Source organism: Streptomyces sp. NPDC052773 (assembly GCF_044547145.1).
In the GTDB taxonomy this organism is placed as follows: Bacteria; Actinomycetota; Actinomycetes; order Streptomycetales; family Streptomycetaceae; genus Streptomyces.
Window position 1 is genome coordinate 375,924 of record NZ_JBITZX010000004.1, and the last position, 17,753, is coordinate 393,676.

Annotated in this window: 18 protein-coding genes and 1 riboswitch; of the genes, 12 read left to right on the top strand and 6 right to left on the bottom strand. The window is 72.9% G+C overall.

Going from position 1 to position 17,753, the window contains the following annotated elements; genetic code table 11:
- The first annotated feature begins 89 nt into the window (after positions 1–89).
- From ACIG0D_RS12095 to ACIG0D_RS12110, 4 genes are all read left to right on the top strand, one after another.
- Positions 90–446, top strand: a complete 357-nt coding sequence (locus ACIG0D_RS12095) for a DUF6479 family protein (RefSeq protein ID WP_399798925.1) — start codon at positions 90–92, stop codon at positions 444–446.
- A 73-nt stretch (positions 447–519) separates the two neighbouring features.
- Complete coding sequence (locus ACIG0D_RS12100) at positions 520–699, top strand: hypothetical protein (RefSeq protein ID WP_399798927.1); 180 nt, start codon at positions 520–522, stop codon at positions 697–699.
- A 38-nt stretch (positions 700–737) separates the two neighbouring features.
- Positions 738–1,238, top strand: a complete 501-nt coding sequence (locus ACIG0D_RS12105) for a metallophosphoesterase family protein (RefSeq protein ID WP_399798929.1) — start codon at positions 738–740, stop codon at positions 1,236–1,238.
- A 168-nt stretch (positions 1,239–1,406) separates the two neighbouring features.
- Positions 1,407–3,380 carry a GTP-binding protein gene (locus ACIG0D_RS12110; RefSeq protein WP_399798932.1) on the top strand — a complete coding sequence of 658 codons (1,974 nt, stop codon included), beginning with the start codon at positions 1,407–1,409 and terminating at the stop codon, positions 3,378–3,380.
- Between the two features lie 39 nt (positions 3,381–3,419).
- Here the strand turns inward: ACIG0D_RS12110 and ACIG0D_RS12115 are convergent, their stop codons facing one another.
- Positions 3,420–4,673, bottom strand: coding sequence for a YncE family protein (locus tag ACIG0D_RS12115; RefSeq protein WP_399798935.1), 1,254 nt, complete (start codon positions 4,671–4,673; stop codon positions 3,420–3,422).
- A gap of 158 nt (positions 4,674–4,831) precedes the next feature.
- On the opposite strand from ACIG0D_RS12115, the gene ACIG0D_RS12120 reads away from it, so the two are divergent.
- On the top strand, positions 4,832–5,497 hold the full coding sequence (locus ACIG0D_RS12120) for a TetR/AcrR family transcriptional regulator (RefSeq protein ID WP_365764808.1): 666 nt from the start codon (positions 4,832–4,834) through the stop codon (positions 5,495–5,497).
- Positions 5,498–5,821: 324 nt separating this feature from the next.
- Complete coding sequence (locus ACIG0D_RS12125) at positions 5,822–6,685, top strand: LLM class flavin-dependent oxidoreductase (RefSeq protein WP_399798938.1); 864 nt, start codon at positions 5,822–5,824, stop codon at positions 6,683–6,685.
- A 7-nt stretch (positions 6,686–6,692) separates the two neighbouring features.
- Here ACIG0D_RS12125 and ACIG0D_RS12130 read toward each other — a convergent pair whose 3' ends face one another.
- The 4 genes from ACIG0D_RS12130 to ACIG0D_RS12145 all read right to left on the bottom strand — a co-directional run bounded on the left by ACIG0D_RS12130 (position 6,693) and on the right by ACIG0D_RS12145 (position 11,433).
- Positions 6,693–7,991 (bottom strand): cytochrome P450, encoded by a 1,299-nt coding sequence (locus tag ACIG0D_RS12130; RefSeq protein ID WP_399798940.1) that lies wholly within the window; start codon positions 7,989–7,991, stop codon positions 6,693–6,695.
- A 168-nt stretch (positions 7,992–8,159) separates the two neighbouring features.
- Positions 8,160–9,008, bottom strand: a complete 849-nt coding sequence (locus ACIG0D_RS12135; RefSeq protein ID WP_399798943.1) for a bifunctional 5,10-methylenetetrahydrofolate dehydrogenase/5,10-methenyltetrahydrofolate cyclohydrolase — start codon at positions 9,006–9,008, stop codon at positions 8,160–8,162.
- 22 nt (positions 9,009–9,030) lie between these two features.
- Positions 9,031–9,116: riboswitch (ZMP/ZTP riboswitch) on the bottom strand.
- Positions 9,117–9,173: 57 nt separating this feature from the next.
- Positions 9,174–9,539 (bottom strand): nuclear transport factor 2 family protein, encoded by a 366-nt coding sequence (locus ACIG0D_RS12140; RefSeq protein ID WP_365764800.1) that lies wholly within the window; start codon positions 9,537–9,539, stop codon positions 9,174–9,176.
- A 139-nt stretch (positions 9,540–9,678) separates the two neighbouring features.
- Complete coding sequence (locus ACIG0D_RS12145; RefSeq protein ID WP_399798946.1) at positions 9,679–11,433, bottom strand: ABC transporter ATP-binding protein; 1,755 nt, start codon at positions 11,431–11,433, stop codon at positions 9,679–9,681.
- 449 nt (positions 11,434–11,882) lie between these two features.
- Here ACIG0D_RS12145 and ACIG0D_RS12150 point away from each other — a divergent pair, with 449 nt between their 5' ends.
- The 3 genes from ACIG0D_RS12150 to ACIG0D_RS12160 all read left to right on the top strand — a co-directional run bounded on the left by ACIG0D_RS12150 (position 11,883) and on the right by ACIG0D_RS12160 (position 14,619).
- Complete coding sequence (locus ACIG0D_RS12150; protein WP_399798949.1) at positions 11,883–12,968, top strand: S-(hydroxymethyl)mycothiol dehydrogenase; 1,086 nt, start codon at positions 11,883–11,885, stop codon at positions 12,966–12,968.
- Positions 12,968–13,600: an MBL fold metallo-hydrolase gene (locus ACIG0D_RS12155; RefSeq protein ID WP_399798951.1), complete on the top strand. Its 633-nt coding sequence runs from the start codon at positions 12,968–12,970 to the stop codon at positions 13,598–13,600. The genes ACIG0D_RS12150 and ACIG0D_RS12155 overlap by 1 nt, the downstream gene beginning before the upstream one ends.
- Before the next feature lie 101 nt (positions 13,601–13,701).
- Entirely contained in the window at positions 13,702–14,619 is a 918-nt protein-coding gene (locus ACIG0D_RS12160) for an SDR family oxidoreductase (RefSeq protein WP_399798953.1), read from the top strand.
- Positions 14,620–14,675: 56 nt separating this feature from the next.
- On the opposite strand, the gene ACIG0D_RS12165 is transcribed toward ACIG0D_RS12160, so the two are convergent.
- The gene (locus tag ACIG0D_RS12165; RefSeq protein ID WP_399798956.1) at positions 14,676–15,224 is read right to left on the bottom strand and encodes a hypothetical protein; all 549 of its coding nucleotides are present in this window, start codon (positions 15,222–15,224) and stop codon (positions 14,676–14,678) included.
- A gap of 101 nt (positions 15,225–15,325) precedes the next feature.
- On the opposite strand from ACIG0D_RS12165, the gene ACIG0D_RS12170 reads away from it, so the two are divergent.
- The 3 genes from ACIG0D_RS12170 (at position 15,326) to ACIG0D_RS12180 (ending at position 17,748) form a co-directional block, all read left to right on the top strand.
- Positions 15,326–16,651, top strand: coding sequence for an MFS transporter (locus tag ACIG0D_RS12170; RefSeq protein ID WP_399798959.1), 1,326 nt, complete (start codon positions 15,326–15,328; stop codon positions 16,649–16,651).
- Between the two features lie 97 nt (positions 16,652–16,748).
- Positions 16,749–17,444 (top strand): L,D-transpeptidase family protein, encoded by a 696-nt coding sequence (locus tag ACIG0D_RS12175; protein ID WP_399798962.1) that lies wholly within the window; start codon positions 16,749–16,751, stop codon positions 17,442–17,444.
- A gap of 142 nt (positions 17,445–17,586) precedes the next feature.
- On the top strand, positions 17,587–17,748 hold the full coding sequence (locus ACIG0D_RS12180; RefSeq protein WP_365767102.1) for a hypothetical protein: 162 nt from the start codon (positions 17,587–17,589) through the stop codon (positions 17,746–17,748).
- The last annotated feature ends 5 nt before the right edge of the window (positions 17,749–17,753 follow it).

Consider the following 17,753-nt stretch of genomic DNA (forward strand, 5'->3'; position numbering starts at 1 on the left):
ACCGATGCCTGAAGCGCCACTCACCCCACCGCAGCAACGCCACCCCGCCGGCAGCCATTCACTCGCCCCCGCTGGGTACCCGCACCCACATGAACACCATCGCGTACACCACCACAGCCGCCTCGGGCTCCGTGTGGGGCATGGTCACCATCGTGGTCGGGGGCGTCCTCATCACGGCGGCGCTGATCTGGGCCGTCCAGTACGGCATCCGGGTGCGCCGCAGCGAGGCCCGGCGACCGCGGACCGGCAACCAGCCGACGCTGCCGGAGTCGGGGCCGGTCCACGAGACCCACGAGCAGCGCGAACCGAACGAGATGGGTGAGGGCGAACGGCTCAACCCGCACGAACTCCGCCCCACCGGCGGCTCTCCCAGCGGTGACCAGCGCCGCCCGCGCTGGAGCCGCGGTTCCAGCGGCTCCTTCGGTGGCGGCGGGCCCGGCGTCTGAGCGGGCGGGCACGCCGTTTTGCCCAGCTCACAGCGGGGACCCGGAGAAACGCAACCAGTGAAGGGAGCACGTCGTGACCGCCCCGACCAGTGACAAACCCGTTGCCCGGCGCCCCGAGACAGGATGGTCCAGGGCCCGCCGTCTGAGGGAGAAACCGGCCCTGCGCACCTGCCTGCCGCCCGTCGAGGACCCGGACGGCCCGCCGTCCTCGCACACCGCCGCCGAGTGGAACATCGTCAGGGGTGAGGACTGACCCGCACATCGCCCGGTTCACCGCCGTACGCTGAGCGCGTGCGCCTGCTGCTGATGGCCGACACCCACATCCCCAAGCGCGCCCGGGAGCTGCCCGCGCCGTTGCTGGCGGAACTCCCGCACGCCGACGTCGTCTTCCACGCCGGGGACTGGGTCGACACGGACACCCTCGACCTGCTGGAGCGCCGCTGCCGCCGGCTGATCGGCGTGTACGGCAACAACGACGGGCCCGAGCTGCGGGCCCGGCTGCCCGAAATGGCCTACGCCGAGCTGGGCGGCCTGCGCTTCGGCGCCGTCCACGAGACCGGCGCCGCGCAGGGCCGGGAGGCACGCTGCGCCGCCCGCTTCCCCGATCTCGACGTGCTGGTCTTCGGCCACAGCCACATCCCCTGGGACACCACCGCCCCCTCGGGCCTGCGCCTGCTCAACCCCGGCTCGCCCACCGACCGCCGCAGGCAGCCGCACTGCACCTACATGACCGCCTCCGTCGCCGACGGCCGTCTCACGGAGGTCACCCTGCACCGGCTCCCGCCGCGCTGAAACCGCTCCGCCGCGGCCTCCGCGCCGCGTTAATTCGCTGGCGCCCCACCCTCCGGTTCTGCTGCACTGCGTCCGACCCGTCGTCGCGCCCGAAGGAGCGATCCATGCGCACTGCGTCCATGTCCATCCCGCACGGAATGACCCCCACCACCAAGGACATGACGCTACGTGCACTTGCTCAACCTCGGAATCCTCGCGCACGTCGACGCGGGTAAGACCAGCCTGACCGAACGGCTGCTGCACAGCGCCGGAGTCATCGACGAGATCGGCAGCGTCGACGCCGGCAGCACCCGCACCGACACCCTCGCGCTGGAGCGGCAGCGCGGCATCACCATCAAATCCGCCGTCGTCTCGTTCCCGCTCGGCGACGTCACCGTCAACCTCATCGACACCCCCGGCCACCCGGACTTCATCGCCGAGGTGGAGCGGGTGCTCGGCGTGCTGGACGGCGCCGTCCTGGTCGTCTCGGCCGTCGAGGGCGTCCAGGCGCAGACACGCGTACTGATGCGGACCCTGCGCCGGCTGCGCATCCCCACCCTCCTCTTCGTCAACAAGATCGACCGCCGGGGCGCGGCCTACGAGGACGTCCTGCGCGCCGCCGCCGAACGGCTCTCCGCCGCCGTCGTCCCCATGGGCACCGCCACCGCCCTCGGCACGCCGCAGGCCCGCTTCACGCCCGGCCCCGTCCCGGCCGCCCTCGACGTCCTCGCCGACCACGACGACGACCTGCTCGCCGCCTACGTCGAGGGCACCGTCCCCGACGCCCTGCTGCACACGTCCCTCGCCGAGCAGACCCGGCGGTGCCTGGTCCATCCGGCGTACGCGGGCTCCGCGATCACCGGAGCGGGCGTCGACGCGCTGACCGACGGCATCCGGCGGCTGCTGCCCCGCGCCGACGGCGACCCCGAAGGCCCCCTCTCCGGAACCGTCTTCAAGGTGGAGCGCGGCCCGGCGGGGGAGAAGGTGGCGTACACCCGCCTCTTCTCCGGCACCCTGCGCACCCGCGACCGGATCCGCTTCGGCGCGCAGGGCCACGAGGGCCGCGTGACCGCCGTACACGTCTTCGAGGACGGCACGGACATCCGCCGGGACGCGGTCACCGCGGGCCGGATCGCCCGGCTGTGGGGCCTGGCCGAGGTCAGGATCGGCGACTGGCTCGGCGTACCCCGCCCGACGGACGGGCACCTCTTCGCCCCGCCCACACTGGAGACCGTCGTCGAGCCGGTACGGCCGGGGGACCGGCGGGCCCTGCATCCGGCGCTCACCCAGCTCGCCGAGCAGGACCCGCTGATCGGCCTGCGCCACGACGCGGCGCGCGGGGAGACCTCGGTGTCCCTCTACGGCGAGGTGCAGAAGGAGGTCGTCCAGGCCACCCTCGCCGACGAGTACGGCCTCGACGTCACCTTCCGCGAGACGACACCGCTGTGCGTCGAGCGGCCCGTCGGCACCGGCGCGGCGGTCGAGTTCAACAAGAAGGACGACAACCCCTTCCTCGCTACCGTGGGCCTGCGCGTCGACCCCGCCCCGGTCGGCGCGGGCAACGCGTTCCGCCTGGAGGTGGAGCTGGGCTCGATGCCGTACGCCTTCTTCAAGGCCGTCGAGGACACCGTGCGCGAGACCCTGGCCCAGGGCCTGCACGGCTGGCAGGTCACCGACTGCACGGTCACCATGACCCACTCCGGATACTCACCGCGCCAGAGCCACGCCCACCAGGGCTTCGACAAGAGCATGTCGAGCACCGGTGCCGACTTCCGCGGCCTGACTCCGCTGGTGCTGACCGAGGCGCTGCGCCGGGCCGGGACGCGGGTGCACGAGCCGATGCACCGGTTCCGGCTCCGGGTCCCGGCGGACACGCTGGGCGCGCTGCTGCCCGTGCTGTCCGCGCTGCGGGCGGTGCCCCGGACCACCGAGACCCGCGGCGCCCACTGCCTCCTCGACGGCGTGGTGCCGGCGGCACGGGTGCACGCCCTGGAGCAGCGGCTGCCGGGGCTGACCCGCGGCGAGGGCGAGCTGGAGAGCGCCTTCGACCACTACGCGCCCGTCGACCGGGGCGCCCCCGTCCCCGAGCGCCCGCGCACCGACCACAACCCGCTGAACCGGAGGGAGTATTTGCTCAACGTCACGCGCCGGTCGTTGAGTTGACGGATAGTCAGCCCCTGTGGTCCGCGCGGGGAGTGACCGTCACCCGGCCGCCGGGCCCGTCCAGTTCGCGGGCACCCGGGCCAGCCGCACCCGCTGGGGGTGGTCGCCGACCGGGACCGACGCCGTCTTCTCGCCGGTGGCGAAGTCGATGGCGGTCACCCGGTCGGCTCCGCTCTCGGAGACCACGCAGGACTTGCCGTCACCGCTGACGGTCGCCCAGTAGGGCTTCGCGGCGGGGACCAGTGGGCCCTCCCGGAGCGTCGTACGGTCGACGACGGTCGCGTAGTCGTCCATGGTGCCCGCGACGCACAGCTTCGTGCCGTCCGGCTTCATGGTGATGCCGTGGTGGCGGGAGTCGTTGACCCAGGTGGTGCGGTCCTCGCTGGTGGCGGGGTTCTTCGGGAGGGTCTTCGTCCGGGTGATCCGGTCCGTGGCGACGTCGTACTCGAAGAAGCCGTTGAAGAACGACACCTGGAAGTACAGCTTCGACTCGTCCGGGCTGAACGCGGCCGGGCGCACCGCGTCGGAGTGCTCCTTGAGCCCGATCGCGTCGAGCCGCTGCCGCATGTCGATGACCTTGACCTGCTGGAACGTGGTGGCGTCGACGACCGTGATGCGCCGGTCGCCCTTCGTCCAGTCCAGCCAGGGGGCGTCCAGGGCGGTGTTCACCTCGCCGATGGACATGTTCCAGATGTACCTGCCGTCCCGGCTGAAGACGTTCTCGTGCGGCTTGTCGCCGGTGGCGAACGAACCGACCTGCCTGCCCGTCTCGATGTCCAGCACATGCACGGTGTTGGAGGTGGACGCGGAGACCGCCACCCGGGTGCCGTCGGGGGAGACCGCCATGTGGTCGGCGCGGTAACCCGACACGGGAAAGCGCCAGTTGACCGCGCCGGTCGCCAGGTCGAGGGAGACGACGTCGGCGAAGCTCGGCCGGGAGACGACCATCGCGGAGCCGTCCGGGGTGGCGTACATGTCGTCGACGAACTGGTCGTGGCCCTCGCCGACGCTGTTGCGGATGCCCATGAAGTAGATCCACTTGATGGGGTCGGCCTTGATCTCCGCCATCCGCTGTTCCTTGTCCGGCACGACGTTGATCCGGCCGATCCGCTCGAAGTCCCCGCTCGACTCGATGACATCGGCGGTGCCGTCCCAGTTGTTGCCGACGAACAGCACCTCCCGCAGGGCGGCGGGGGAGTCCGGCGCGGCCTGGGCGGCGGTCGCGGGGGCGGTGACGGCGAGCACGAGCGCGGCGGCGACGGCGGCGAGCCGTCTGGGTCCGAGGGCAGGCATGACTGCTCCCTCCAGGGAGTGGGGATGGTGGGGGGAATCTGAAAACGGCGGCGTTCAGAGTGACTTACTGGAAAGTAAGGAGCGTTCACCCTTCTCCACAAGACCGCGTACACGACAAAATTGGCCGACCGTGCGGGCCGCGGAGGACGGGGAGGCACGTGACAGGCAGGCTCAGAGCGCCCACCGGGCGATACGGCGGCCGGTCCGCCGAGGAACGGCAGGCCGAGCGGCGCCGGCGCTTCCTCGACGCCGCACTGCGACTCTTCGGCGACCGGCCGGGCTACCGGGCCACCACCGTCGCCGCGCTCAGCGAGGCGGCCGGCCTGTCCACCCGGCAGTTCTACGAGGAGTTCCGCACCCTGGAGGACGTCCTCGCCGCCCTCCACCTCCAGGTCAACGACTGGGCCGAACAGGCCGTCCGCGCCGCCGTCGCCGAAGCCGAGGGGCTGCCCCTGGCCGACCGCGTCGCCGCGATCTTCCGCGCCTACGCCGCCAACGTCACCGCCGACCCGCGCCGCGTCCGCATCACGTTCGTCGAGATCGTCGGTGTCAGTCCCCGCCTGGAGGAACAGCGACTGGCTCGCCGGGCCGGCTGGGTCGACCTCATCCGCACCGAGGCCGAGGCCGCCGTCGCCCGCGGCGAGGCCGTCCCCCGCGACTACCGGCTGCCCGCCACCGCCTTCATCGGCAGCGTCAACGGCCTGCTCCACGACTGGAGCGCCGGCTGGGTGGACGCCACCCTGGACGAGGTCGTGGCGGAACTCGTCCGGCAGCTGCTGGGCATCCTGCGTCCGGTGGGCTGGGACCCGACCGGACAGCCGTGAGCGGGCGCCGAAGGCCGACCGGAGAGCCGTGGGCGGGCGCCGAACGCCGACCGGAGAGCCGTGCGCGGGTGCCGAACCCCGACCGGACAGCTGTGGAGCGGGCGCCGAACGCCGACCGGAGAGCGGCGAGCGGGCGCCGAACGCCGACCGGAGAGCGGCGAGCGGGCGCCGAACGCCGACCGAGAGCGGCGAGCGGGCGCCGAACCCCGGCCGGGGCGCCGAAGTCACCGCAGCCGGGCGAATCCGCCGTGTCCTTCGGCGCGGCCGGTGGGCCGCCGACGGAGGATGGCCGCGACCAACGGCTCCCCACCACCGGAGGCATGGATGGACATCGGTATCGGCTTGCCCAACACCGTTCCGGGAACCGAGGCGGACACGCTCGTCGACTGGGCCCGGCGGGCGGAGGAGGCCGGGTTCAGCACCCTCGGGACGATCGGCCGCCTCGTGTACCCGGGCTACGAGGAACTGATCGCCCTCACCGCCGCCGCGGTGGTGACCAGCAGGATCCGGCTGACGACCAGCGTGCTGCTCGGCCCCCTGCACACCAACACCGCGCTGCTCGCCAAACAGGCGGCCACCCTCGACCGGATCTCCGAGGGCCGCCTGGTCCTCGGGATCGGCCTCGGCGCCCGCGGCGACGACTACACCACCAGCGGGCTGCCGACCAAGGGCCGGGGGGACCGGCTGAGCGAGCAGCTGGCCGAGATGCGGCGCATCTGGTCCGGCGAGGAGCGCGGCTTCGCGGGCGCCATCGGACCGAGCCCCGTGCGCGACGGCGGACCGCCGCTCATCGTCGGCGGCTCCAGCGAGCGCAGCCTCCGGCGGGCGGCGCGCCTCGGCGACGGCTGGATCATGACCGCCGGCACCCCGGAGATGTTCGCCGGGCAGGGCCCCGCCGCGGACGCCGCCTGGCGGGAGGCGGGCCGCCCGGGCAAGCCGCGCAAACTGTCACTGGCGTACTACGCGCTCGGCCCCGACGCCCGCGCCCAGGCGGACGCCTACCTCCTGGACTACTACGGCTTCATGGGCGAGGTCGCGCACCAGGTGGCGCAGGCCGCCGCGGTCGGACCCGAGACGGTCCGCTCGTACGCCACCGGGTTCGCGGAGGCGGGCTGCGACGAACTCATCTTCGTACCCACCGCCTCGACACCGGACCAGCTCGACCTGCTGGCCGAGGCGATCGCCTGACCGTCGTCTAAGGGATGTCCGCGCCCGGATTCCCCTGCCGCTCCACCGCGACCCGCAGGGGCGCCCGGAACGACAGCAGGCCGAGCATCGGGACGTCCTCGGCCGCCGGCCGTACCCGGGTCAGACGGCGCGCCGCCTGCCGCAGCGCCACCGCCGCCTCGGTCCGTGCCAGGGACGCGCCCGGGCAGCGGTGGCGGCCGACGCCGAAGGCCAGGTGCCGGCGTACGTTCGCCCGGTGCGGGCACATCTCCTCCGGAGCGGAGAAGACCTCCGGGTCCGAACCGCTGCCCATGAGCATCAGCAGCAGCTGAGCGCCCTCGGGCAGCTCGACCCCGCCCAGCTCGGCCGGGCACGCGGTGACCCGGCGCCAGGTCGTCACCGGCGGCTCACGGCGCAGCACCTCCTCCACCCAGGCCTCCGCCAGTCCCGGCTCCTCGGCGAGGCGGGACCACAGCCCGTCCTCTTCCAGGGCCCGGCGCAGCACCGTCGCGATCAGCTGGCCCGTCGTGGACTGCCCGGCGACGAACACGAAGAAGCACGCGCCGACCGCGGTCTGCACGTCCAGCGGCTCGCCGTCGGGCAGCCGGTGGTCGGTCAGGGCCGCGACGAACGAACCGGGGGCGGCACCGCCGTCCCGGACGGTCTTCGTCAGCCACTGGTGGAACTCGGCGACCAGCGGCGCCAGTTCGAGCTGCCGCTCGGCCGTCGGCCGGCCCCAGAACAGCTCCAGCGAGGCGTCGCTCCAGCGGATCAGCGTGGCCGGGGAGACACCGTCGATGCCGAGGAGTTCCATCAGCACCCGGCACGGCAGCACCTGCGCGAAGGACGTGAACAGGTCGACGCCGCCCGAGGCGTCGAGGCGCTCGTCGGCCGTGGCGAGCAGTTCGTCGGCGATCCGCTCGATCACCGGTACGGCGGCGGCGACCCGGTGGGCGTTGAAGAACCGGGTGACGACGCGGCGCAGTCCGGGGTGGCTCGCGGTTCCGTTGTTGGCCAGCGCCGGAGGCAGGTTGAACCCCGCCCGGGCGAGCACCCGCAGCACCCCGATCGGCAGCGGGGTCACCGCGTGCTGGGCGTTGTCCGGGTGGAAGACGTCCGGGTCGAGCAGGACCCGCCGGATGTCCTCGTAGCGGCTGACCAGCCACAGCCCGGTCCTGGGATCGTGGTGCACCGGCGCCTCGGCGCGCAGCGTGTCCAGCCAGGGATACGGGTCGCGGACAAAGCCGTCGCCGAAGAGATCGAGCAGGTCGAGGGCCTGGTGGGAGGCCTCGTCAGGGCTGATCGTGTCCGGAGCCGAGAGAGTCACGGCCGGACGCTAACACGTGATCGAGCGGACACCGTCCGTGTGTGCGCGGCATCACTCGATCACCGGGAGGCACGCCACAGCGAGCCGCGCCAACGGGAGGCCGGCATGCCACAGGAGCCCCGCCACCGGGAGGCCGGCGCCCGCGAGCGGGCGCCGGCCTCCCCGCCGTCACAGTCCGAGCTGCCGCTCCGCGGCGTCGACCGTCTGCTCCAGCAGCGTGGCGATGGTCATCGGGCCGACACCGCCCGGCACCGGGGTGATCAGCGAGGCCCGCTCGACGGCCGAGTCGAAGTCGACGTCGCCCACGTTGCCCGGGTTGTACCCGGCGTCGATCACCACCGCGCCCGGCTTGACGTCCTGGCCGCGGATCAGCCGGGGCCGGCCGACCGCGGCGACCACGATGTCCGCCTCCCGCACCGCCGCCGACAGGTCCGCGGTGCGCGAGTGGCAGTAGGTGACCGTCGCGTCCCGGGCGAGCAGCAGCATCCCGGCCGGCTTGCCGAGGATGGCGCTGCGGCCCACCACCACGGCCCGCTTCCCGGCCGGGTCGACGCCGTACTCGTCCAGCAGCCGCATGATGCCGCCGGGCGTGCACGACACGAAGCCGGGCAGGCCGAAGCTCATCGTGGCGAAGGAGGCGAAGGTGACCCCGTCGACGTCCTTCTCCGGCGCGATCGCCTCGAACGCGGCCCGCTCGTCGATGTGGGCGCCCACCGGGTGCTGGAGCAGGATGCCGTGCACCCCGGGGTCGGCGGACAGCTCGCGCAGCGTGCCGACCAGTTCCTCGGTGGTCGTGGCGGCGGGCAGGGCGACGTGCCGGGAGGCGATGCCGGCCTTCCGGCAGCGGTTCTGCTTCATCTTGACGTACGTCACGGACGCCGGGTCCTCGCCCACCAGCACCGTCGCGAGGCAGGGTGCCGTGCCGGTGCGGTCGGTGAGGACGGCCGCGCGCTCGGCGGTCTCCTCGACGATGCGCCGGGCGAGCGCGGTGCCGTCCATGAGCCGGGCCTGAGACATGATCCACTCCTGGGTCGATCGACCGGATCGCCCAGGCGCGCGGCATCGACTCCTACGTGGACCGCTCCCCGGTGGTACTCCACCTCAGCGCCAGTCACGGCCCCGGAGCAGCGTAACCCAGGCCGTGCGCGGTGCCGCGCCCGGCCCGGCCGCCTGGCTGCCCGGCTACTCGTCCCAGGCCTGGATCATGGTCTGATCGACGATCTTGCCGTCCCGCAGCGTGATCATCGACTCGGCGAGCACCCGGACCCCGTCGGGGTACTCACAGGACTCGCTGAAGGCCGCGCGGTCGCCCTGGATCACACAGTCCTCCAGCTTGTGCGTCATGTCCCGGCCGTAGATGTCGTCGAGCAGTTCGCCGATCTCGTCCCGGCCGCGCAGCACGCGCGGATGGCTGGGCTGGGTGTTGCGGTCGACGACCCGCAGTTGCGCGTCGTCCGCGTACAGCGACATCAGCGTCGCCGAGTTGTGTCCCTCGATGCCCCGGCGCAGTGTCTCGGTGTCGAAGCCGGGGGTGGCCGCGGTGCCCATCGTGACCTCCTCGGAAAAGGGGTGCGGCCCCGCCTGGCGGCGGACCGCGAAGGGCCTCTCCTACGAGGCTCCTCCGCCCCCTCCGCCCCGGCAAGCGCAGCGGGCGCTCCGCCTGACGGGTGAGCCCGGCCGGGCGCCCTCAGTCCGTCGCGGCGAGGAACTGCGTGGCCGCCAGCTCCGCGTACAGCGGATCGGCGGTCACGAGTTCACGGTGGGTGCCCACCGCGCGGACCCGGCCCGCGTCCATCACCACGATCCGGTCGGCCATCGTCACCGTCGACAGCCGGTGCGCGACCACCAGCACCGTCGTCGTCCGGGCCACATCGGCGACCGTGTCCCGCAGCGCCGCCTCGTTCACCGCGTCCAGCTGCGACGTCGCCTCGTCCAGCAGCAGCAGCCGGGGCCGCCGCAGCAGCGCCCGGGCGATCGCCACCCGCTGCCGCTCCCCGCCGGACAGCTTGGTACCGCGATGCCCGACCAGGGTGTCGAGACCGTCGGGCAGCCGGGCGACCAGCCCGTCGAGCCGGGTCGTCTTCAGCACCCGGGTGAGCGTGTCCTCGTCCGCCCCCGGATTGCCCAGCAGCAGGTTGTCCCGCAGCGAGCCGGACAGCACCGGGGCGTCCTGTTCGACGTAGCCGATCGCCGACCGCAACCGGGACAGCTCCCAGTCCGCGAGGTTCCGGCCGTCGAGCGTGATCACGCCCTCCTCCGGGTCGTAGAACCGCTCGATCAGCGAGAACACGGTGGTCTTGCCCGCCCCGGACGGGCCGACGAACGCCGTCATACCGCGCGGCGGCACCGAGAACGTCACCCCGTGGTGGACGTACGGCAGATCCTCCGCGTAGCGGAAGCGGACATCGGTGAAGGCGAGCGAGGCCGGCTCGGCGTCGGAGTCCGGCAGCGGGACCGCCGGGGCCTGCGGCTCGGCGGGCAGCCGCAGCGCCTCCTGGATGCGGGTGAGGGCCGCGGCACCGGTCTGATACTGGGTGATCGCGCCGACGACCTGCTGGATCGGCGACATCAGATAGAAGACGTACAGCAGGAACGCGACCAGCGTGCCGATGTCGATCGCACCGGTCGCCACCCGCGCCCCGCCCACCGCCAGCACGGTGATGAAGGCGATCTGCATCGACAGCCCGGCCGTGTTGCCCGCGGCGGCCGTCCACTTCGCGGCGCGCACGCTCTGCCGCCACGACTCCTCGGCGGCGGCGTGCAGCGTCTCCTCCTCGCGGTGCTCCGCGCCGGACGCCTTCACCGTGCGCAGCGCGCCCAGCACCCGCTCCAGCGAGGCACCCATCACGCCGACCGCGTCCTGCGCCTGCCGGCTGGCCCGGTTGATGCGCGGCACGATCACCCCGAGGATCGTGCCCGTCGCGAACACCACGGCCAGGGTGACCCCGAGCAGCACCGGGTCGACCAGCCCCATCATCACCACGGTCGCCAGCAGCGTCAGCCCGCCGGTACCGAGCCCGACCAGCGAGTCGGTGGTGACCTCGCGCAGCAGGGTCGTGTCGGAGGTGATCCGGGCCATCAGATCGCCCGGCTCACTGCGGTCCACCGCGGCGATCCGCAGCCGCAGCAGATACGACGACAGGGCCCGCCGCGCGCCGAGCACCACCGACTCCGCGGTGCGCCGCAGCACATACGAACCGAGCGCGCCCACCGCCGCGTTGGCGACGACGAGCAACGACATCAGCAGCAACGCGCCCGCGATGGACCGGTCGTGGGCGAGGTCGTCGATCAACTCCCGGGCCACCAGCGGCAGCAGCAGGCCGGTCGCCCCGGTGACCAGGGAGAGCACCGCGCCCGCCAGCAGGGCCCATCGGTGCGGTCGGACATAGCCGAGAAGCAGCCGCCACGGGGGCGGTCCGGTGGGGGTCTCGGTGCGGGTCACAGTGCTCCTTCGCCGTCGCGGCCGGTGGCGGACAGAACGTTCAGGCTACGACGGCCGACGCGTGCCCGGGCCCCGATTTCGCGCCGGACCCCGAGGCATCCGGGAGCGGTTCCGGCCGGCGCGACCCTCGGCGGCGCGCCGCGCGGAGGCTGCGCGCGGGCGCCGTCGGTGACGGCCGGGGGCGGGCGTGCAGGCGTCTGGAGCGGGCGAGCGGCGACTGGGAGCAGGCGAGCGGGCGCCTGGGGGCGGTCAGGCGGACGGTCGAGGGGGACAAGCGGGCGAACGAGGGCGGGCGAAGGGGCGATCGCGGGCGGACAAGCGGGCGATCGGGGGTGGATCGGCCGTGGCCGGAAAGTGCTCCGCGCGCGCTCGTCGCTCGCGCCCTTACCGATCAGTCGGCCGTAGGGTCGGCAGCGGGACGGACACCGCGGACGGAAGGGATCAGCATCATGGCGCAGGAAGTGCGCGGCGTGATCGCACCGGGCAAGGACGAGCCGGTGCGGGTGGAGACGATCGTCGTACCCGACCCCGGCCCGGGGGAGGCCGTGGTGCGGGTCCAGGCCTGCGGGGTCTGCCACACCGACCTGCACTACAAGCAGGGCGGCATCACCGACGAGTTCCCCTTCCTGCTCGGCCACGAGGCCGCCGGGGTGGTGGAGGCGGTCGGCGACGGGGTCACCGAGGTGGCGCCCGGCGACTTCGTGATCCTCAACTGGCGCGCTGTGTGCGGCCGTTGCCGGGCCTGCCTGCGCGGGCGACCGCAGTACTGCTTCGACACCCACAACGCGCGGCAGAAGATGACCCTCACCGACGGCACGGAACTCTCACCCGCCCTCGGCATCGGCGCCTTCGCCGAGAAGACCCTCGTCGCGGCCGGACAGTGCACCAAGGTCGACCCCGCCGCCTCCCCGGCCGCCGCCGGACTGCTCGGCTGCGGGGTGATGGCCGGCATCGGCGCCGCGATCAACACCGGCGGCGTCAGCCGGGGCGACACGGTCGCCGTCATCGGCTGCGGCGGCGTGGGTGACGCGGCCGTCGCCGGATCGCGGCTGGCGGGCGCGGCGCGGATCATCGCCGTCGACATCGACGACCGCAAGCTCGCCACCGCCCGCACGATGGGCGCCACCCACACCGTCAACTCCCGCGAGACCGACCCGGTCGCCGCGATCCGCGAGCTGACCGGCGGGTTCGGCGCCGACGTGGTCATCGAGGCCGTCGGCCGCCCCGAGACCTACCGCCAGGCCTTCTACGCCCGCGACCTGGCCGGCACGGTCGTCCTCGTCGGCGTCCCCACCCCGGAGATGAAACTGGAGCTGCCGCTCGCGGACGTCTTCGGCCGCGGCGGCGCGCTGAAGTCCTCCTGGTACGGCGACTGCCTGCCCTCCCGGGACTTCCCCATGCTCATCGACCTCTACCTTCAGGGCCGCCTGGACCTCGACGCGTTCGTCAGCGAGACGATCGCGCTCGACGAGGTGGAGAAGGCGTTCGAGCGGATGCACCAGGGGGACGTACTGCGCTCGGTGGTGATCCTCTGATGGCCCGCGTGCGCATCGAACGCCTCGTCACCTCCGGCCAGTTCCGCCTCGACGGCGGCACCTGGGACGTCGACAACAACGTCTGGATCGTCGGTGACGACCACGAGGTCGTCGTCATCGACGCCGCCCACGACGCCGACGCCATCGCCGAGGCCGTCGGCGAGCGCCGGCTCACCGCCATCGTCTGCACCCACGCCCACAACGACCACGTCAACGCGGCCCCCGCCCTCGCCGACCGCACGGGCGCGGTCATCTGGCTGCACCGCGACGACCTGCCGCTGTGGAAGCAGACCCACCCGGACCGCGAACCGGACGCCTGGCTGCGCGACGGTCTGGTCATCGAGGCGGCCGGCGCCGACCTGACCGTGCTGCACACCCCGGGGCACGCCCCCGGCGCGGTCTGTCTGTACGACCCCGGCCTCGGCGCCGTCTTCACCGGCGACACCCTCTTCCAGGGCGGCCCCGGCGCCACCGGCCGCTCCTACTCCCACTTCCCGACCCTCGTCGACTCCATCCGCGACCGGCTGCTCACCCTCCCGCCCGAGACGAAGGTCCTCACCGGGCACGGGGACGCCACCACGATCGGCGCCGAGGCACCGCATCTGGAGGAGTGGATCGCGCGCGGCCACTGAGCGGCGCGGCGACACGGGAACCCGTCGCGGAAAGAAGACAGGAGATGTCCGGCTTCCACGGCAGCCTCGTACCGACCGCGCACGCGAGAAGGAGGCCGGACATGCCGGAACAGCCCCTGAAGGGCAAGGTCGCACTGGTCGCCGGGGCGACCCGGGGAGCCGGGCGGGGCATCGCCGTGGAACTGGGGGCCGCCGGCGCCACGGTGTACGTCACCGGGCGCAGTACCCGCGCCCGGCGCTCGGAGTACGACCGCCCCGAGACCATCGAGGACACCGCCGACCTCGTCGACCGGGCCGGTGGCACGGGCATCGCCGTACCCACCGACCACCTCGACCCCGCCCAGGTCCGCACCCTCGTCGACCGCATCGCCGACGAGCAAGGCCGCCTGGACGTCCTCGTCAACGACATCTGGGGTGGCGAGAACCTGTTCGAGTGGGAGAAACCGGTCTGGGAGCACGACCTCGACAGCGGACTCAGACTGCTCCGCCTCGCGGTGGAGACCCACGCCATCACCAGCCACTTCGCCCTGCCGCTGCTGCTGCGCCGGCCCGGCGGCCTGGTGGTCGAGGTCACCGACGGCACCGCCGACTACAACCGCGACCACTACCGGGTCTCCTTCTTCTACGACCTGGCCAAGTCGGCCGTCCTGCGCATGGCGTTCGCCCTGGCCCACGAACTGGGCCCGCGCGGCGCCACCGCCCTCGCCCTCACCCCGGGCTGGCTGCGCTCGGAGATCATGCTGGAGCACTTCGGGGTGCGCGAGGAGAACTGGCGCGACGCCCTCGGCAGCCAACCGCACTTCGCCATCTCGGAGACCCCGCGCTACGTCGGCCGCGCCGTCGCCGCCCTGGCCGCCGACCCCGACGTGGCCCGCCACAACGGGGCGTCGCTCTCCAGCGGCGGCCTGGCCCGGGAGTACGGCTTCACCGACCTCGACGGCAGCCGCCCCGACGCCTGGCGCTACCTCGTCGAGGTGCAGGACCCGGGCAAGCCCGCGGACACCACGGGCTACCGCTGATCACCGGAACGCCGAGCATCGGCTACCGCTCAGCGTCGGCTACCGCGGGGCGTCGGCTACCGCCGGGCGGCGGCGTCCGCCCCCGGCGGCAGCGGCCAGCGTGCCGGGTGGCCCGGCGGCAGCGCGAGATCGGCGCGCACCGCCGCGTAGTAGCCCTCCCGCGCCTCCCGCTGCCGCTCCAGCAACTCCTGCCAGGCCTCGGGATCCCGTGTCCCCTCCCGCAGGAACGCCTCCAGCGCCAGCACCGCGACCACCCAGGTCCGCGCCCGGTCCACCACCTCACGGCTGCCCAGCAGAAGCAGCGCCTCACCGGCCGGGTCCCGCGCGTCCGCGGCCTCCGCCAGCAGCGGCTCCGCCTGATCGGGGGCGAGCGGATGCGGGTGCGGATCGTTGCCGAGGTGGGACGCCACCCGGTAGGTGAGGGTGATGGTCTTCTTCAACTGGCGCGCGTAGTCGGCGTACGCCGCCAGCCGCCGCTCCTCCCAGCGGGCCGCCTGCTCCTGGCGGAACCGGACCCGCTCACCCCGCATGACCACCAGATAGGAACCGAGGGCACCGATCACCACGCCGAGCAGGGCGGGCAGTTGCTGTATGAACTCCGACATGGACGCACGGTATCCAGGAAACGATCGACGTAGCTCCGCTTAAATGTCCTTGTAGAACTATTCACTTGTCCTACTCGATCACCCTCGGGCACCGTGTCCCCGTGCCGACCGACCCGCAGACCCACTCACCGACCCCCACGTCCACCCCGGCCCCCTCCCGGCCACCGTCCCCCTGGCGTGTCCGCGACTTCCGCACCCTCTTCGGCGCCACCACCCTCAGCCAGCTCGGCACGAACGTCGGCTATGTCGCCGTCCCCCTGGTCGCCGTGGCCGCGCTGGACGCGGGCCCCGGCCAGGTCGGCGCCCTCGCCACCCTGAGCACCCTGGCGTTCCTGCTGATCGGCCTGCCGGCCGGGGCGTGGGTGGACCGGATGCGGCACCGCCGGGTGCTGATCGGCGCCGACCTCGCCCGCGCCCTGCTGTTCGCCTCGGTCCCGCTGGCGTGGTGGCTCGACGCGCTCACCCTCGGCCAGCTCTACGCGGTGGTCCTGCTGACCGGCTGCGCGACGGTGTTCTTCGACGTCGGCTCGCAGAGCGTGCTGCCCCAACTCGTCGGCCGTGAGGCCCTGGTGGGCGCGAACGCCGCCGTCGTCAGCCTCCAGGCGGCCGGAAACGTGGCCGGGCGCGGCCTCGGCGGCGGACTCGTCCAGCTGCTCACCGCCCCCGTCGCGGTGCTCTGCACCGCCCTCGCCCACCTCGCCTCCGCCCTCCGGCTCCTCGCCCTGCGCGGCGGCACCGCGCCCCGGCCGGAGGCCGCGCGGACGGGCCTGCGGGCGCAGATCGCCGAAGGGCTGCGCCATGTCCTCGGCAACGCCGAGCTGCGCGCCCTCGCGCTCACCGCCTCCCTCACCAACCTCGGGTCGCAGATCGTGAACACCATGCTGCCCGTGCTGTTCGTCCGCGAACTGCACCTCCCGGCGAGCGTGCTCGGCCTGTACTGGGCCGCGGGCGGCCTCGGTCTCCTGCTCGGCGCCCGCTGCGCCCGCCCCCTCGCCGCCCGCCTCGGCCTCGGCCGCACCCTCGCCCTCGCCGGGCCGGTCCTGGCCCCCGCCGCCCTGCTCGTCCCGCTGATCGGGCGCGGCCCCTGGCTGTGGCTCGCCGGTGCCGGATGGGCGCTGGCGATGTTCAAGACCGGCATGGACAACGTCCTCGGTGTGAGCCTGCGCCAGGGGATGACCCCGGACGCCCTCCTCGGTCGTATGAACGCCACGTTCCGCTTCATGCTGACCGGCGCCCTCGCGATCGGCGCCGCCCTCTCCGGGCTCCTCGGCGAGGCGGCCGGGGTCCGCCCGACCCTCTGGACCGGCGGCGCGCTGCTGGCGGTCGCGTTCCTGCCGGTGCTGCTCTCGCCGGTGCGCCGCCGGCGGACGCTGCCGGGGGAGCGGTCGACGCGTGCCACGCCGGCCCCGCCCCCGCGAACCGCATGAGACGCCTCACATCCGCCCGCATCCCTACAACCCTCCTGGGCAGGTATCCGTCTATCCGGTACAGACAACCGCCGTATCCGAAGGGGCAAACCCTGCCATGGGGGACAAAAGCAGACGGGCTACCGTCGTCCTGGGCGCCACCGCACTGGTGGCGCCGCTCACACTCGCGCTCGGCGCCGCTCCGGCGCAGGCCGCGAGTTGTACGACCCAGACCGGGCCGTATCAGAAGCAGGTCGAGAAGTTCCTCGGCCGGCCCGTCGACGGCGTCCAGTCCGCCGCCGACTGCAAGGCGATCCAGGCCTTCCAGACCAAGCACGGCATCCAGCCGAACGCCGGCTACGCGGGCCCTGTGACCTGGGGTGTCATGGATCTGATGCTGAAGCAGAAGGCCGTGGGGACCAACCCCAACAAGGACGGCAAGTGCCCGGTGAACAAGGGCCGGATCGCCTGTGTGAACCTCACCCTCCAGCTGAGCTGGATCCAGGACGGCAAGAAGCTCGTCTACGGCCCCGTGCCCGTGCGCACCGGCCGTGACGGGTACGAGACCCGCACCGGTCTGAAGAAGATCTACTGGCGCAACATCGACCACGTCTCCTCCATCTACGACGTGCCGATGCCGTACGCCCAGTTCTTCGACGGCGGCCAGGCCTTTCACTCGGTCGGCGTCAGCATGTGGAACCCGCCGGGCTCCCACGGATGCGTCAACATGACCAAGGCGGACGCCAAGAAGTACTGGTCGCTGCTGAAGACCGGCGACGACGTCTTCGTGTACGGCCGCAAGCCCGGCACCTGAGTGCTGGGGCCCGGTGTGACGGACGGGTGAACTCCCGCGTCGGTTCGCGGACATGGGAGTGATCAGTAACACGGTCCGATTTGTCGGATTCGTTCCTGTTGGCTCACACAGTCTTCACCTCAGGCGCCGTATGCTTCACATCATGTCCACCACTGTTGAACCCGCCACCGAGCGATCGGCAGCGGAGATCAACGAGGAGATCCGGGCCCTGTGGCGCCGGTCGGGCGGGACACTGAACACCGAGCAGCGCGAGGAATACCAGCGGCTCGTGATGGAGTGGGCCGACCGCACGTCGGCCGCCTGACCCAC

What these genes read in the sequence shown, in the direction of transcription:
- ACIG0D_RS12180 (WP_365767102.1), top strand. Translation starts at nt 17,587, where the DNA reads ATGTCCACCACTGTTGAACCCGCCACCGAGCGATCGGCAGCGGAGATC.
- ACIG0D_RS12155 (WP_399798951.1), top strand. Translation starts at nt 12,968, where the DNA reads ATGGCCCGCGTGCGCATCGAACGCCTCGTCACCTCCGGCCAGTTCCGC.
- ACIG0D_RS12150 (WP_399798949.1), top strand. Translation starts at nt 11,883, where the DNA reads ATGGCGCAGGAAGTGCGCGGCGTGATCGCACCGGGCAAGGACGAGCCG.
- ACIG0D_RS12175 (WP_399798962.1), top strand. Translation starts at nt 16,749, where the DNA reads ATGGGGGACAAAAGCAGACGGGCTACCGTCGTCCTGGGCGCCACCGCA.
- ACIG0D_RS12095 (WP_399798925.1), top strand. Translation starts at nt 90, where the DNA reads ATGAACACCATCGCGTACACCACCACAGCCGCCTCGGGCTCCGTGTGG.
- ACIG0D_RS12160 (WP_399798953.1), top strand. Translation starts at nt 13,702, where the DNA reads ATGCCGGAACAGCCCCTGAAGGGCAAGGTCGCACTGGTCGCCGGGGCG.
- ACIG0D_RS12165 (WP_399798956.1), bottom strand. Translation starts at nt 15,224, where the DNA reads ATGTCGGAGTTCATACAGCAACTGCCCGCCCTGCTCGGCGTGGTGATC.
- ACIG0D_RS12115 (WP_399798935.1), bottom strand. Translation starts at nt 4,673, where the DNA reads ATGCCTGCCCTCGGACCCAGACGGCTCGCCGCCGTCGCCGCCGCGCTC.
- ACIG0D_RS12125 (WP_399798938.1), top strand. Translation starts at nt 5,822, where the DNA reads ATGGACATCGGTATCGGCTTGCCCAACACCGTTCCGGGAACCGAGGCG.
- ACIG0D_RS12140 (WP_365764800.1), bottom strand. Translation starts at nt 9,539, where the DNA reads ATGGGCACCGCGGCCACCCCCGGCTTCGACACCGAGACACTGCGCCGG.
- ACIG0D_RS12135 (WP_399798943.1), bottom strand. Translation starts at nt 9,008, where the DNA reads ATGTCTCAGGCCCGGCTCATGGACGGCACCGCGCTCGCCCGGCGCATC.